The 14,693-nt window shown below is 72.1% G+C and carries 12 protein-coding genes; 5 read left to right on the top strand and 7 right to left on the bottom strand.

All coding sequences use genetic code 11. The features are described from left to right. Positions 1-49 precede the first annotated feature (49 nt). The 3 genes from ACFWV3_RS16335 to ACFWV3_RS16325 all read left to right on the top strand — a co-directional run bounded on the left by ACFWV3_RS16335 (position 50) and on the right by ACFWV3_RS16325 (position 2,255). Positions 50-886 (top strand): SDR family NAD(P)-dependent oxidoreductase, encoded by an 837-nt coding sequence (locus ACFWV3_RS16335; RefSeq protein WP_382412034.1) that lies wholly within the window; start codon positions 50-52, stop codon positions 884-886. 504 nt (positions 887-1,390) lie between these two features. Next, entirely contained in the window at positions 1,391-2,068 is a 678-nt protein-coding gene (locus ACFWV3_RS16330; RefSeq protein WP_382412033.1) for a HemK2/MTQ2 family protein methyltransferase, read from the top strand. Beyond that, positions 2,028-2,255 (top strand): CDGSH iron-sulfur domain-containing protein, encoded by a 228-nt coding sequence (locus tag ACFWV3_RS16325; protein ID WP_382412032.1) that lies wholly within the window; start codon positions 2,028-2,030, stop codon positions 2,253-2,255. The genes ACFWV3_RS16330 and ACFWV3_RS16325 overlap by 41 nt, the downstream gene beginning before the upstream one ends. Here ACFWV3_RS16325 and ACFWV3_RS16320 read toward each other — a convergent pair. Continuing rightward, entirely contained in the window at positions 2,177-3,199 is a 1,023-nt protein-coding gene (locus ACFWV3_RS16320) for an iron-containing redox enzyme family protein (RefSeq protein ID WP_382412031.1), read from the bottom strand. The genes ACFWV3_RS16325 and ACFWV3_RS16320 overlap by 79 nt on opposite strands. Further along, positions 3,174-4,124 carry a YbdK family carboxylate-amine ligase gene (locus ACFWV3_RS16315; protein WP_382412030.1) on the bottom strand — a complete coding sequence of 317 codons (951 nt, stop codon included), beginning with the start codon at positions 4,122-4,124 and terminating at the stop codon, positions 3,174-3,176. Before ACFWV3_RS16315 ends, ACFWV3_RS16320 begins: the two co-directional genes overlap by 26 nt. A gap of 136 nt (positions 4,125-4,260) precedes the next feature. On the opposite strand from ACFWV3_RS16315, the gene ACFWV3_RS16310 reads away from it, so the two are divergent. Beyond that, on the top strand, positions 4,261-4,659 hold the full coding sequence (locus tag ACFWV3_RS16310) for a hypothetical protein (RefSeq protein WP_382412029.1): 399 nt from the start codon (positions 4,261-4,263) through the stop codon (positions 4,657-4,659). On the opposite strand, the gene ACFWV3_RS16305 is transcribed toward ACFWV3_RS16310, so the two are convergent. From ACFWV3_RS16305 to ACFWV3_RS16295, 3 genes are all read right to left on the bottom strand, one after another. Further along, positions 4,608-7,484, bottom strand: coding sequence for a helix-turn-helix transcriptional regulator (locus tag ACFWV3_RS16305; RefSeq protein ID WP_382412028.1), 2,877 nt, complete (start codon positions 7,482-7,484; stop codon positions 4,608-4,610). The two genes, ACFWV3_RS16310 and ACFWV3_RS16305, sit on opposite strands and share 52 nt — an antisense overlap. 68 nt (positions 7,485-7,552) lie before the next feature. After that, positions 7,553-7,741, bottom strand: coding sequence for a hypothetical protein (locus ACFWV3_RS16300; protein WP_382412026.1), 189 nt, complete (start codon positions 7,739-7,741; stop codon positions 7,553-7,555). Between the two features lie 11 nt (positions 7,742-7,752). Continuing rightward, positions 7,753-10,347 carry a type 2 lanthipeptide synthetase LanM family protein gene (locus tag ACFWV3_RS16295; protein ID WP_382412025.1) on the bottom strand — a complete coding sequence of 865 codons (2,595 nt, stop codon included), beginning with the start codon at positions 10,345-10,347 and terminating at the stop codon, positions 7,753-7,755. Positions 10,348-10,489: 142 nt separating this feature from the next. Here ACFWV3_RS16295 and ACFWV3_RS16290 point away from each other — a divergent pair, with 142 nt between their 5' ends. Continuing rightward, positions 10,490-11,560, top strand: coding sequence for a helix-turn-helix domain-containing protein (locus ACFWV3_RS16290; RefSeq protein ID WP_382412023.1), 1,071 nt, complete (start codon positions 10,490-10,492; stop codon positions 11,558-11,560). A gap of 76 nt (positions 11,561-11,636) precedes the next feature. Here the strand turns inward: ACFWV3_RS16290 and ACFWV3_RS16285 are convergent, their stop codons facing one another. Then, positions 11,637-12,224 (bottom strand): superoxide dismutase family protein, encoded by a 588-nt coding sequence (locus tag ACFWV3_RS16285; protein ID WP_382412022.1) that lies wholly within the window; start codon positions 12,222-12,224, stop codon positions 11,637-11,639. A 66-nt stretch (positions 12,225-12,290) separates the two neighbouring features. After that, positions 12,291-14,630 (bottom strand): hypothetical protein, encoded by a 2,340-nt coding sequence (locus ACFWV3_RS16280; RefSeq protein ID WP_382412021.1) that lies wholly within the window; start codon positions 14,628-14,630, stop codon positions 12,291-12,293. Positions 14,631-14,693 lie beyond the last annotated feature (63 nt).

Below are 14,693 nucleotides of genomic sequence, written 5' to 3'. Positions count from 1 at the left end.
TCGACCGCCGAGGTTGCATCGGACTTTCGGCCGATGTCGCATCGACCGCGTGGCCACGGGTATCCGGTCGCCGACCGGAAGGAGAACACCTGTGAATGCGCTTGCCGTCGTAACCGGCGCGTCCAGCGGAATAGGTTGCGAACTCGCGAAAGTGCTCGGCGACAACGGCTTCGACCTGGTGGTGGTGGCGGAGGACGAGCGGATCGAGGACACCGCCGCCCAGATCGCCTTGCGCTGCGGGGGAGTGCGGGTCGAACCGCTGCGCGCCGACCTGACCACCTACGAGGGCGTGGAGTCCGTGGTCAGGGGCCTGCGCGCCCAGGGCCGGCCGGTCGACGTCCTGGCGGTGAACGCGGGCGTGGGCGTGGGCGGCGACTTCGTCCGGGACACCTCCCTGGACGACAACCTGGAAATCGTGGACCTGAACGTCCGCTCCTCGGTGCACCTGACCCACCGCCTGCTGGGCGACATGGTCGACCGCAAGCAGGGCAGGGTCCTCTTCACCTCCTCGATCGCCGCCACCGCACCGGGCCCGTTCCACTCGGTCTACGCGGCCTCCAAGGCCTTCCTCGCGTCGTTCGCCCAGGGCCTGCGCGAGGAACTGCGCGACACAGGCGTCTCCGTCACCACCTTGATGCCGGGCCCGACCGACACGGAGTTCTTCGACCGAGCGGGCATGCAGGACACCAAGGTCGCCACCGGCGACAAGGACGACCCGGCCGAAGTCGCCCAACAGGGCTTCGAAGCACTGATGAAGGGCGACGACCACGTCGTGGCGGGCTCCCTGAAGAACAAGGTCCAGGCGATAGCGGGCAAGGTAGCCCCCGACCCCGTCAAGGCGAAACTCATGCGCTCGATGACAGAACCAGGCTCAGCAGAGCGCTGACGCCCACTGCCAACGGCGAAGCCGAGGCCCCAAGCGATGCCGAAGGCGAGCAGGAACAACCCCCGCACGGCCAACGGCGAAGCCGAGGCGCCCAAGCGATGCCGAAGGCGAGCAGTCAGACCTTGCGCCGATGGGTAGCGGTGCACCCACTCGTGGTTTGGCGATTGGGGCTTGACTTTGGGTGCGAGGTGCTACCCCTTGTGGATCGGCCGGTTGCGAAGCATCCGGCCTTTTCCGGCCGACCAAGCGCCTCGCAAGGGCCCCGAAGTCAAGCCCCAATCGCGGATCGTCGCGGAGCGGCGATGTACCCAGTCTTTCGTCCGAGGTGCACGACCACGCTGGAACAGGCACCCGACCGCAACGGCGACCGCGCTGGAACTCGCACGGTCCCAAGGCGACCACGCTGGAACTCGCTCAACTGGACCACGCCGGAACAGCACCAACCCAACCCGCCAAAGTGGAACCCCGCAGTTTCAAGCCAAAAAACCGGGGGACTCCACCGAGGTGAGGCTGCTCAGAGCACCAGGCGTGTACACGCCACAAGAAGACACAGCTCTCCTGGTGGAGGCGATGCACGCTGCCGCAATCCCCAAGAACGCCAACGTCCTGGACATAGGCACGGGAACCGGCGCACTGGCCCTGGCCGCCATCGACCAAGGCGCGGCAAAGGTGACCGGCGTGGACGTCTCAAGACGAGCAGTCTGGACAGCGAGGATCAACGCCGCCATCCACCGAATGCCCCTCAAGGTGAAGCTGGGCAACGCCCTGAACGTGATCGCCGACGAACACTTCGACCTGGTCCTCGCCAATCCACCCTACGTCCCGGCCGCAAGCGCTTGCGCCGCAACAGGCCCAGCGAGAGCGTGGGACGCAGGACGAAACGGCCGCCAACTGCTCGACCCCCTGTGCGCCAGGATGAAAGACCTCCTGACCCCGGGAGGAGTCCTGCTGATGGTCCATTCGGCACTGTGCGGAGTGGACACCACCCTGGAACAGCTGAGGGACAGCGGCCTCAAAGCATCGGTGGTGCAACGCCGATGGATCCCCTTCGGCCCGGTGATGCGCGGCAGGATCGACTACCTGGAGCGGAACGGCCTGATCAGCCAGGGCCAGCGACACGAGGAACTGGTGGTGATCCGAGGTGACCGGCCAGAACGCCCGCAAGGTGACGGTGGTGCCTAACGGGCCGGTGCTCGTCGAGGGGCCGGTCGAACTGGTCACCGAGGACGGCCAGACGCACACCAGCGACCGGTTCGTGGTCGCGGTGTGCGCCTGCCGCAAGAGCAAGCGCTACCCGTTCTGCGACACCAGCCACCGCAAACGCGTCCGCAAGGACGATGAACCGGACCGCCACGACGACAGCAGGTGATCCGCCAGCCGGTCCTCCAGCAACCCGGTGGCCTGGATGCCGAACACCACGTCCGGCCGCAGTGCGGGTTCCTGGTCCAGCAACGACCCGATGACGTCCCGCCGCATGATCTGCTCGTGCACCGCATCGGCCTCGATGTGCTCGGTGAAGAACTCGGCGCAGCGCGGGTCGGCCTCCAGCCGGCCCAGCGCCTGCGCCATGCGGTGCGCGCTGGGGGCCGTGGTGATCTCGGCGGCGGCGAAGTGCCCGACCAGCGCGCCGCGCAACGACCGGTGCAGGCCGAACATCGACATCATGTTCACCAGCGCGATGGCCGGCGCGGGCACGTCGTCCAGGTACGCCAGGTAGTCCGACGACATCCCGGCGCCGTCGAGCAGGTCCGCGAACAGGCGCGAGTGCATCCGGTCGGCCTTGCCGCCGCCGTACTCGTCGAACTCCACCGCGACCAGCGACGCCTTCGCCGTGCCGCGCAGCCGCGGGATCACCCACGCGTGCGGGTCGGCTTCCTTGTGGTGGTACACCGAGCGGTGCGCGAAGTACTCGCGCATCTCGTCCCACGTCCCGTTCTCGCGCAGGTGGTGCGAGACGCCGGAGCCGGGCACGTGCTCGACCAGCAACGCGTCCAGCTCGGACTCCAGGTCGTCGCCACCGTCCACGTGGGACCGCAGCGCGCCCAGGAACGCCTGCTCGGCCTGGCCGCGCAGGCGCAGCAGCTCCGGGTCCCACTCCCACGCCGGGTCGACGTCGTCGAACCCGCCGTAGTGCAGCTCGTACATCGTGTGCAGCGCGATCGTCAGGTCCTCGCCGAACGGGTCGGCGGTGGCGAACGGGATCGTGCGGCCGGTGCGGTCCCGGCCCAGCGCGTCGACGACGGCCTCGGACAACGGACCGCGGGGCGTGGGAAGCTTCACCACGGGGTCATACCCGCCGTTCGACGAGGTCATGCACCAGCGCGAGCTCGCCGCGTTCCGCCAGTGCCGGCGCCACGTGCTCCAGCAGGCGGTCGAGCAGAGCCGTCGCGGGCACCCGGCACTCCCGCCACGGGTCGACACCGGCGCCGTCCAGGCCGTACCGGGAGGCCGCCCAGACGGCCGCTGCGCACACGTCGTCCCGCACCGGCGGCAACCCGTCGCCCCGGCACGCCACGTGCACCAGCGCGCGGCTCAGGGCGGCCTGCAGCACCGCGTCCTCGACGGTGGGGACGGCGTCGGCGCAGCGGAACTCGACCGTCGGCCACTTCGACGACAGCCGCGCCAGCCAGAACGACTGGGCGGCGTCCACGAGCGTCCCGCACGCGACCATCCTGGCTACGCGCGCGTCGTAGTCGGCCGCACCGGAGAACTCCGGTGGCACACCGGATCCGGGGAAGCGCGACTGCTCGACCATCCGCCAGCTCGCGTAGCCGTTGTCCGGTGAGTTCGCGGACAGCGCGAGCAGCGTGGGCAGCCACGGCCGCAACTGGTTCAGAACGCGGACACCGGTCTCGCGGTCCGGCACCCCGACGTGCACGTGGCACCCGCTGGCCTCGTAGTGCTCGACCACACCGGCGTAGGTGTCGAGGACCCGCCGGAACCGCGGGTTCGAGCGGCTCACGATCGGCTGCTTCGCGGGCTTCGGCGCCGTGCCGCGCGAGATCATCCCGACCCCGACCTCCGCGGCCGCCGCGGCGAGCACCGCCCGCGCCTCCCGCAGCGCCTCGCCGAGCTCGACGACGGACGTGCACGGACCGGTCGCCGCCTCCACCTGGGTACCGGCGAGCTCCGCGTGGAACTTGGTCAGCTCCGTGTCCTGCACGCGCGCCAGCACGGCGTCGGCCCGCACCGCGGTGCGTCCGGACGCCGTGTCGACGAGCAGGAACTCTTCCTCCACGCCAATGGTGTCAGCGCACTGCGGCACGCCTGCCAAGCGCGACTCCCAATCCCGATCATGCCGAGCACAGGTGAACGTCGAACTGCGGCTACCCGGCGGAGGTAGGGACAAACGCCCCGTGGGTATTCGGCACGGCATGGACGACAAGACGATCGAGGCGCTCGGCAAGCTCGGCAAGGCGCTGGAGACCGTGGAGCAGGCGCGCGGTCACCTCTACACCTTCCACCAGCTCACCGGGACCGCCGACTTCCTGCTGGACGACGCGATCTCGGCACTGCGCGAGGCCGGCCACCACGAGCACGCCGACCGCGTGCAACGGGAGCTGCTGGGCCGCAACGTGCTGCCGGGCAGGTGGACGTTCGAGGTCGTGGAGCAGTACGACGACACGTACTACGACGTGTTCCGCGAGGTGACGCGCGACGCCCGCGCCAAGCTGGGCAACGGCAAGCGCCACGAGCACGAGGCGCGGCTCAAGCGCGAACGTCAGCGGCTCAGCGCGGCGGCGTACGCGGACAGGGACTCGCGGTCCGGCTGACCCGTCTTGGCGATCAGCGAGGCGACGTGCTTCTCCACCGTGCGCGGGGAGATGTGCAGCCGCGTCCCGATGGCCTTGTTGCCCATCCGGTCGGCCAGCAGCACGAACACCTCGAACTCGCGGACCGTGACGCCGTGTCCGCGCAACTGGCGCGGCACCTGGTCCGTGCCCGTGCGGCGTTGCTGCACCGGCACCCCGGCCTGCCGCAGCAGCCCCCGGCACGCCGACGCCACCGCGGGAACGCCCGCTTGGTGGAAGTACTCCTCTGCCGTGCGCAGCCACCCCACCTGGTCGCCCCACCCGGCCGCCTCCGGCGCGACGAGCCGCAGCCCGAGGTGCCGCGCCATCGGGTACGGCTCCGCGGCCTCCTGAGCGCGCCGGAACGCCTCGGCCGCCTCGGCGCACCGGCCGTCCCTGCCGAGCAGGACGGCGTGCGCGAGCTCGATGAACTGCCTGTTCCACCGCATGCGCGCGGGGGAGGTGGCGATCAGCGCGCGGTGGTCGGCCCAGCCGAAGCGGCCGTCCAGCACACCGAGCAGCAGGCGCGTGCCGTGCGTGCCGGACAGGTGGAACGTGGTCGGGTTCTGCGACTCCAGCGCCAGGGCGTGGTCGATCTCCCGCACGGCCTGGTCGTGGTTCTCCTCCAGCAGCGCGCAGAACGCCAGCGCGAGGCCGAAGCAGAGCGGGTGCTCCTGCGCGCCGCTCTTCGCCACCGCCTCGAACCGCGCGACGGCGTCCTCGGTTCCCGCCCGGTCGCCGCGGTGCGCGGCCAGGGTCGCCCGCACCATCAGCAGGTACCGGGTCAGCGCGTGGAACCGCAGCCGCCCGGTCGCCTCCAGGCACCGCTCGACCTGCTCCGCCGCCTGCGTGTACCGGCCGGTGAGCACCGACTGCAGCGAGAGGATGGCGTCCACGTTGTACGCCACCGTGATCGCGCCCGCCCGGCACGCCTCGGCGTGGGAGCGGTCCAGCGCGGCGGTCGTCCCGTCGGCCAGCCACACGTTGCCCGCCAGCCGGACCAGGGCGTACACGTGCTGGATCGGCATGTGGTGGGTGTCCGCGAGCGCGAGCGCCTTGCCGAAGCACGAGCTGGCCTCGTCGAGGTCCCGCTCGCGCGCGATGATCCCGAGCAGCTGCCACGCCTCGCACGCCACCGCCGGCAGCCCGGCCCTGTCCGCGGCCAGCGCGGCCTGCCGGGCGAGCCCCGCCGCCGAGTCGATCCGGTTCGCGCTCGGGATGTTCAGCGCCAGGTAGGCCGAGTTCACGTCCAGCTGCGCGGCCAGCTCGTCCGGCGCGTCCGCGCCGAGCAGCGAACGGGCGAGGCGGACCTGCTCGACACCCTCGGTGAACCTGCCCGCGATGTGGGCCACTCGCGACAGTCGCGTGTGGAGCCTCGCGCGCCGGGAGTTGTCCAGGCCGTGCAGCTCCGTGAGGTCGAAGGTGAAGGCGCGTTCGAAGTCACCCGTCTCGGCCAGCGCGGGCAGCAACGTGTCCAGCACGTCGGCGCGTTCGACGACCTCGTCCGCCAGCAGGCCCTGCGCGCGGTCGAGCAACGTGACGGCCGAACCAGCCGCACCGCTGGCGAGCGCCCGCCGGCCCGCCTCCGCGAACAACCGGCCCGCCAGCGCCGGTGCCCCGCCGTCGAACCTCAGCTTCGCCACGAGCGGGCACCAGTCGCCCGGCAGGCCGGGGTGCAGGTCCTCGATCGCGTCGGCCGTGCGCGACGACAGGTCCGCACGTTCGGCGGGGGTGAGCTGGGCCAGCAACGCGTCCGCGGTCAGCGGGTGCCGGAACGCGTACCAGTCGGGAGCGGGCTCGTCCGGCGTCACGAGCTGCGCGGCGACCCCGGCGTGCAGGTGGCTGAGCAACCCGCGGTCGTCCGTGCCGGTCACCCGCTGCACCACCGAGAGCGGGAACCGGTGCCCCAGCACCGCCGCGATGGACAGCACCTCGCGGCCCTGCGGCCCCAGCCGGTCCGTGCGGTGCGCGACGCTGCGCACGAACGCCGCCGGCACCGGGAGCTTGAGCTCGCCGAGCACCTGCCAGCCGTGCGTCCCGGACACGAGCAGGCCGCCGCTCACCATGCCGTGCAGCAGTTCCTCGACGACGAACGGGTTTCCGGCGCTGTCCGTCCACAGCCGATCGGAGAGCTCCGCGGGCACCTCGTCGCTCTCCAGGCACGCGGCCGTCATCCGCACGACCTCGTCGCGCGACAGCCGGTGCAGCTCCAGCAGGCCGCCGGAACCCCGCTGCACCATCCGGTGGACGAGCTCCAGCGCGTGCCCCGGTTCGGTGCGGATCGTGGCGAGCAGCAGGACCGGCTGGTCCTCCAGGTTGTCCGCCAGGTACTCGATGACGGCCAACGTCTCCGCGTCCGCGTCGTGCAGGTCCTCCAGGACCAGCAGCACCGGCGTCTTGCGCGCGACGGACGCGAGGAGCCGCAGCACCGCCTCCGCGAGCACCACGACGGACTCCGTCGTGGACCGGTGGTCGTGCCAGTCGGGGATCAGCGTGCCCAGCACGGGTTTGTAGGGCCCGAGGGCGGAGTCGTCGGGAGGGTCGCCGCGGAACAGTCCCAGGAGGGCCTCCGCGAGCGGGCGGAACGGCACCATCGGGCCGATGGTCGTGCCGCGGCCCTTGAGCACCCGCATGCCCTCGTCGTAGGCGCGGCCGGCCGCGTACCGCGCCAGCCGGGACTTGCCGATCCCCGCCTCACCGGTCAGGAAGACGGCTCCACCACGGCATTCGCGGGTCCGTTCGAGTGCCCCCGTGATGGCCGCGACCTCTCGATCGCGGCCGACCACGTGAGGCGCTCGGGTCTGCATGTCTGGACCCTAACGGTCCTCGTCGGGTGTCCGTGTCGGCTGCACAGACGTATTCGATGCGAAAGTTACTACTTGTCGCTGACGGTCGTGTCCGACAGCGCCGGTGTGATCGACGCGAACGCGGTCGCCGCCAGGGTCAGGCCCAGCAACGCGCGCGCCCTCGCTCCCGCGAAGACCGTCGGGGCGAGCTCCATCTCCCCGATCACGTGCTCGTCCGGCTCCGGCTGGGCGTCCGAGCGGCGCAGGGACTCGTTCATCTGGTGCACTCCTAGTGTTGGTGTGATGGTTCGAGCAGCAGGACGGACGGCACCGCGAACCCCTGTCGCAGGAGACCGAGGCCGATGCCGGACAACCCGGTGAGCAGACCGGGTGACGCGACGCCGCCCGGTGTCGCGCACCGCGCGCCGTGCTCGTCCAGCGCCCCCAGCACCCCCGCCGTGCGACGGGCGGCGGCGCCGGGGTGGTGAGCGGACAGCGCCTCGACGACGCCCAGCTCACCGTGGCAGAGGCTCATGTCCCGCAACGGTTCCCGGGACGCGAGCAGGCCGGTCAGCCGTTCGTCGTCGCGCGCCGCGGCGGCACCGGCCAGTCCGGTGCACCACCCGATGTCCGTCGGGTCGATCGCGTCGCTCTCGAGGAAGGCCGTCGCCGCCACATCTGATAACTCGTCGCGAACCGTTGCCGCGTAACGCCGCAGGGCCCATCCGATTCCGGCGTGTCCCCGCGCGAACCCGTTCGCCGAGGTGACCGCGCCCCGCAGAACGGACGCGTAGTGGGCGGCCAGCGCGAGCGACTCGGGCGTGCCGACGGACAGCATCGCGGCCAGCGACCCGGCCACCCCGTCCACGACGCCCATCGCCGTGTCCTCGCGCGGCATGGCCGAGACGGCCGTCGCGAGCAGGGACGGGTCGAGGTCCAGCAACGTGGTGAGCCGCGCCAGCCCGTGGCAGATCCCGCCCAGCCCGTGCAGGCCGCCGCCCGCCACCGCCGCCAGTCCCGGCTCGGCCGCGAACGCCTCCAGCAGCGCGGGCAGCGGCCGCAGCGCGTCGCGGGCGAAGTCGTCGTACCGCGCGGCACCGGTCAGCGCCCCCAGCTCGGCCAGGAACAGCGCCACCCCCGTGTAGCCGTTGGACAGCCCGGCGCCGAGCGGCTGCACCGTCCAGTGCCGGTCGTCGACGAGCTCCAGCCCGATCCAGTTCACCCGGTCGCGGCCCGTGACGGCGTGGGCGAGGACCTGGTCGGCGATCCCGCACGCGGCGACCAGCAACCGGGCGGGATCGGGGTCGACCGCGGCGACGTGCCCCGGCAGCGACGCGCCGGAGCGGTGCGAGACGGGCCGCGGCCGCGAGGCCAGCAGCGCCGCGATCACCCACTGCTGGTCGTGCCGGTCGACCTCGTCCATCGCCGCGATCTTGCGTTCGACGGCGTGCAGTCCGGGCTCCGGCAGCATCCCCGGCAGCCGGAGCCCGGACGCGGTCCACAGGTCGGCCGACCCCGGCCGGCAGGTGAACAGCGGCACGTCCCCGTGCCACAGGTCGGACACCTCGAACGGCACCAGCCGGTCGAGCAGCGGGTCGTCCACCACGAGCACGCCGAACGCCAGGTCGCGGTCCAGCGCGTCGACCAGGACGGACGGGTGCGTCGACTCGTCGAGCAGCCGCGCGTACTGCCGGGTCGAGCGCGGGATGAACCGCACCTCGTCGCCGGCGGCCGCGCGGACGAGCCGCAGCAGCTCGTCCCGGTGCGCCACGATCGCGTCGTACCCGGCGCGGAACCCCGTGAGCAGCGAGTCCTGGTAGTCGGCGGGCTCGGCCGGCCGCCCGCCTAGCACCGGCCGGTTCTGCGCGCCCTGCGCCTCCTTGGGACGCCTGACCAGACGCATCCGGTCCGTTCCCGCGTCGGCCCAGTCGACGACGTCCAGCGGGGACGGCACGCCGTGGTCGCCACCGACACCGGACACGTCCGCGACCCCGTTGTCGCCCACCAGCACGTGGGGGAGCAGGGCCGTCCGGTGCACCGACCTGACCAGCGCGAGGACCGCGGGATCGGAGTCCTGCGTGAGCGTCGGGTGGAACAGCGTCTCGACGTCCACGAGCACCGGCTGGTCGCCGCACGCGATCAGGTTCTCGTAGTGCATGTCCGTGCCGTCGAGCGCGTAGAGCAGGGCGAGCAGCGCGCCCAGCCGCCGGTAGAACTCGGCGACCCCGGCCACGTCCGCGCACGGCTCGTGCCCGACGTGCTCCAGCCAGCCGTACCCGTCGCGGGCGAGCAGGCGCGGCATCCGGAAGTCGATTCCAGATCGGGTGGAAAACCAGTCCAGCTGGGCCGTGAACCGCGCGTGCAGCTCGACCGGTCGCGGCCGGTAGACCAGCTCGGCACCCGAGTCGAAGGCGAGGACGGCGACGGTCCGCCCCTGGTGGTGCGGGTCGCCCAGGCCGGTCCTGATCGACTGGAGATCGCCGGGGTCCCGTCCCTCGAACACGGTCGCCACGATCTCGTCCCGGTCCCGGCCGAACCGGTCCGTCAGCTCGCGGTGGGTGGACACGGCCTGGTCGCAGGCCTGCGCGAGCAGCCGGGCGAGCACCGGGTAGCGGCGGAACACCTCGGACAGGTCGACGGTGCGGGTGAACTCGACGAACCGCTCGGCGCTCGTGGGGCTCACCAGCGTCCGGCGCGCCCGGTGCAGCTCCAGCACCAGGGTCCGCGCCGCGATGGCCACCAGCCGCCGCCCGAGCTGCTCGGCGAACGCCGCGTCGAACGGCGGCGCGATCTCCGTGCGCGCGGCGTCGACGAGCGGCCGCAACGCGTGTGCGAAGGCCGCTCGCCAGCTCTCGCCGGTGCTGGTGTCGGCCGCTGAGGTCACGCCGGAGAACCTGGCACGCGCCCGCGCACCCGCGCATGGGGACCTGCCCCCCAGATTTGCGCCTGGAGGTGAATATGGGGGACCGCCACCCATGTTTCGACACCGGTTCGCCCTGAGACTCAGACCCGAGGAGGGGACGGGCATGAGGGAGTTCGGCGAACTACTGCGCACGCACCGCATCCACGCGGGTCTCACCCAGCAACAGCTGGCCGACTTCGCGATGGTGAGCGTGCGGGCCATCCGCGACCTGGAGTGCGGCCGGACCCGCACGCCGCGGTCCGAGACGATCCGCCTGCTCGCGGACGGTCTCCGGCTGGACGACAGCAGCCGCGCGGAGCTCGCGCAGGCGGGCGGCCGGGCGACGGGCAAGGTGGGGGTGGCACCGCCGGCGCCGACCGCGTCGATCATCGGGCGGGAGGCGGAGACGGCCGCGCTGGTGGCGCTGCTGGTGGGCGGGTGCCCGGTGCCGCTCGCCCCCGACGGCCCCCGCCTGGTCACGATCACCGGCGTCAGCGGCGTCGGCAAGACCCGCCTCGCCCTGGAGGCCGCGGGCGAGCTGCACTTCCGGCACGGCTGGTCCGTGCTGTGGCACCTGGCCTCCCTGCCGTCGATCGACGACGACCAGGACACCGTCCTCGTCACCGACCACCGCCCCGACCCGCGCCTGCTCGCCGCCCACCCGCGGCTGCGGGTCCTGGTCACCGCGCTCGCGCCGACGGGCCTGCCCGGCGAGCACGTCTTCCCGCTGGCCGCCTTGCCCACCGAGGCCGCGATGCGGTTGCTGCTCACGCACGTGCACCGGGTGCGGCCTGCCTTCCGGCCGGAGCCTGCGAACCAGGCCGCGCTGACCGGGCTCGTCGAGGAGCTCGACGGGCTGCCGTCCGCGCTCGAGTTCGCCGCCGGCTGGTTCATGGTCTACTCGCCGCAGCACCTGCTGGAACGCCTGCGCTCCAACCCGATGGACCCGACCTCGGCGCACCTGCGCGACGCGCTGCGCCGCTCACTGTCCACATTGGACGAGAATGAGCGGCGCAGGCTCGCGGACGCCATCGACCACGGGAGCCACGAGGACCTCCGCGACCTGAGCGTCCGCGGGCTGGTGCGCAGCACCGGCGGGCGCTACGAGGTGCTCAACCTGGTGCGGGCGGCGGCGCTGGAACCGGTGCCCGGACCGCACTTCGTCGGGGGAGTGGCCCTGAGCTGGCCCTGTTAGGCCGAGCGTGGTGGTGACCGGTGGCCTGAACGGTTCTGGTCGCACCCGCACCCGCACCCGCCGAGCTGAAATCCTTCTAGAACAACGCGGTCAGGCACGCGAGGCGGTCGCCCGCCGTGCCTGCCTTGCCGTGCTCGGTGCTGGTGTGCGCGGCGTGGATCACGACCGCGTTCGCCTCGCCCTTGCGGAACTCCCACGGCACGGTCGCCGAAGCGGAGGCCGCACCGGCGGCGTCGGTGGTGAGGTCGAGCCAGATCTCGTTCTGCGCGTTGGCGTACTTCGGGTCGACGCTCGGCGTGACCGGGTCCTTCTCGTTCTGGTAGTGCGGGCCCGAGTCGGCGGGCTTGGCGCCGCACGCCTTGGTGTGCACGTGCGAGCCGTACTTCGTGTTCGGCAGCAGGCCGGCGACCTTCAGCTCGACAGTCGTCCGTCCATTCTCGACGGACGAGCCGGTGGAGAGCTTGGCACCCAACGGGATCCGCTTCTCGTCGTAGGTGATGCCCTTCGGCTGGTCGCCGGACGTGGCCGGGGCGACCACGGAGGTCTCCGCCACCGGCTTCACCTCGGGAGCGGTCGAGGCGGGGCCGGGTGCCGGTGCCCCGCCAGAGCAGGCGGACAGCGTGAGCAGAGCGGCACCCGCGAGGGCCGCTGCGGTGGTGCGCATGGTTCTCCTTGAGTCAACTGCGTTCCAGGTTCCCATCCCCTCCACGTCCACGATCGGGTGACCGGTTCAGATCGAGTGAGACGAGGTCCGCGAACGCCTCGCGATAGGCGGCGCACAGGTGGTAGTCGCTGTGGGTCTCCACTTTGTCCGGTGACGCGTCCGTCTCGCCCGCGCGCCGGTCGACGGGTTCGGGCCCCAGCCGTGGACCGGGAAACCGAGGTAGTCCGTGCGGCGCCACAGGTTGATCCAGTGCCCGTCCAGCAACACCGACAGCCCGCGCTCCTGGTCCGCACCGGGATCGCGCCGCCACGGGTCGCACGAGAACAGCGCGCCCGCCCGCACCTCCGGCGTGCCGAGCACGGACGGCCCGAGCAGTTCGGGGAAGATCCGCCCGAAGTACGGCCGCAGCTGCACGCCGTACGTCAGCAGCTGCACCCGTTCCAGGTATCCGGCGGGCAGCGCGTACAGGGCCGCCACGGCCAGCACGGCGCCGAGGCTGTGCGCCGACAGCACCACGCGGTTCTCCTCGGCCTCGTCGAGGAACTCCCGCGTGCGGTCGGCGATCTCGGGCACCGCGCGCTCCGCGTAGCACGGCGGCGCGAACGGGTGGGCGGTGCGCGGCAGGAAGCACATCAGGTCCCACAGCAGCCCCAGCGGCCGGCGGTTGGTCAGCATCCCGGCGCCGACGAACGACCCGATCACCGCGACCCCGGCGAGTCCCGTGACCCAGTCGCCCTTGCCCACCACCCACGTGACGCCCTGCCACTGCGACCACGACGGCGTGGCGAACGTGAGGTAGCACGTCAGCACCAGCCCCAGCACGCCGGACGTGGACAGCACGCCGACGACGGTCTCGGACCGGTGCGTCACGGCCACGACGTGCCGCGCCCGCACCACGAGCACCGCGGCCTCGTCGTCGAGCACGGCGGGCGCCGCCAGCCGCGACAACAACACGACGGCCTCCGCGAGGAGCAGCAGCACCAACGGAACCAGTGCGACCGCGAAGGCCGCGCTGAACCACGAGTAGAACGACGGCGCCACCAGCCCGGTGCCCACCCAGCCCCGGAACGTCAGCACCAGCACGGTCGACGACATCACCGACGCGACCAACGACAACCCCAGCAGCACACCGGGTCCCGCGCCGCGCCAGGCCTGCCACCGGTCGCCCACCCGCGGCCGGGCCCGCCACGCCAGCACCCCGCCGAACACCGCCGCGCCGACCCACGCGAGCGAGAACCAGCACGTGGCGACCATGAACGCCGCGAACAACACCAGCAGTGCGAGCGGCCCCTTGGCGTCGTTGCGCCGCCACGACCACGCGGCGAGCACCGACCCGAGCAGCGCCACGGTCACCACCGGCGGTCCCCACGACGTGAGCCACAGCGGACCGGTGAAGACCGGCGCGATCGCGTAGAGCGCGAACCCGTGCGCCACCAGCACGACCACCGCCGAGATCATCAGCAGCCACGACCACAGGCCGCCCTTCTCGGTCGACGGCACGTCCGGGCAGTCCGTCGCCGTCACGACGACCCGTGCCACCACGACCGCCAGCACCCCGCCGGCGAGCACGGTGAGCACCAGGAAGAACACGTGCTGCCACAACTGCGTGCTCGTCGCCAGCACCACGACGCACGACCCGGCCGCGATGTGCAGGCGGGTGAGCCGCCGGATCCGCGGGCTGCCCTCCCACATCGACGCGCGGCTGAGCATCACCCCGGCCCGTCGCACGGGGGTGCGCCGCATCGTCGTGCTCTCGTACCTGCTGCGCGCCAACGAGGTCAGCGTCATCAACCCGAGCAACAGCAGCACCGGCACCGCGGACGCGGCGAGCACCCGGACGTGCTGCGGGGGATCGCCGAGCAGGTCGAGGAACTCCGGCAGCCGCTTGCAGGCCGTGCCCGGCAGCGAGCACTGGATCGCGTAGACGTCGACGGCGACCTCGCAGACCGCGAGCACCAGCAGGACCGTCAGTCCCAGCCCGAACAACCGCGTCGAGGCGGCGCCGCTGCCCGCGTTCCACCACACCCGGTGCTTCGTCGTCGGGACGGAGTCGTCCGGAAGCCTGCGCGACCAGTAGGCGACGTTCGCCAGGCCGAACGGCAGCAGAAGGGCCCAGCCGACGCGCCCCAGCACGTTCGCGAGCACCGACGGCACCCCGCTGCCGGGAACTCCGGGACTGCTGCGCGCCATGCCACCCCACGAGTACGCCTCGCGCCGCACGTCCTCGGGCACCCGGCCGGGGTGGTCCGGTGGCAGGTCGGCGAGCTTGTCCCGCCTCGGCCGCCAGAAGCTGCCGAACCGGTCGCCGCGGAACTGCTCCACGGCGTGGTCGGGCAGCGCCAGCATCGCGGTCGGTGGCGTGTTGTTGACACCGTGGATGCGCAGTTCCAGGACGCGTGGGCTCATCGCGACCTCCCTCTACTCCAGTTGTCGTCCGGGAAACTGCTCTGATCAGCGGCCGAACGGGTG

It is taken from the genome of Lentzea sp. NPDC059081 (assembly GCF_042738015.1).
Taxonomy (GTDB): Bacteria; Actinomycetota; Actinomycetes; order Mycobacteriales; family Pseudonocardiaceae; genus Lentzea.
This window is presented reverse-complemented; position numbering and strand designations above follow the sequence as displayed.

Excerpts from the sequence above, each read along its gene's own strand:
- ACFWV3_RS16305 (WP_382412028.1), bottom strand. The coding sequence starts at position 7,484 with ATGCAGACCCGAGCGCCTCACGTGGTCGGCCGCGATCGAGAGGTCGCG.
- ACFWV3_RS16290 (WP_382412023.1), top strand. The coding sequence starts at position 10,490 with ATGAGGGAGTTCGGCGAACTACTGCGCACGCACCGCATCCACGCGGGT.
- ACFWV3_RS16280 (WP_382412021.1), bottom strand. The coding sequence starts at position 14,630 with ATGAGCCCACGCGTCCTGGAACTGCGCATCCACGGTGTCAACAACACG.
- ACFWV3_RS16310 (WP_382412029.1), top strand. The coding sequence starts at position 4,261 with ATGGACGACAAGACGATCGAGGCGCTCGGCAAGCTCGGCAAGGCGCTG.
- ACFWV3_RS16285 (WP_382412022.1), bottom strand. The coding sequence starts at position 12,224 with ATGCGCACCACCGCAGCGGCCCTCGCGGGTGCCGCTCTGCTCACGCTG.
- ACFWV3_RS16300 (WP_382412026.1), bottom strand. The coding sequence starts at position 7,741 with ATGAACGAGTCCCTGCGCCGCTCGGACGCCCAGCCGGAGCCGGACGAG.
- ACFWV3_RS16320 (WP_382412031.1), bottom strand. The coding sequence starts at position 3,199 with ATGACCTCGTCGAACGGCGGGTATGACCCCGTGGTGAAGCTTCCCACG.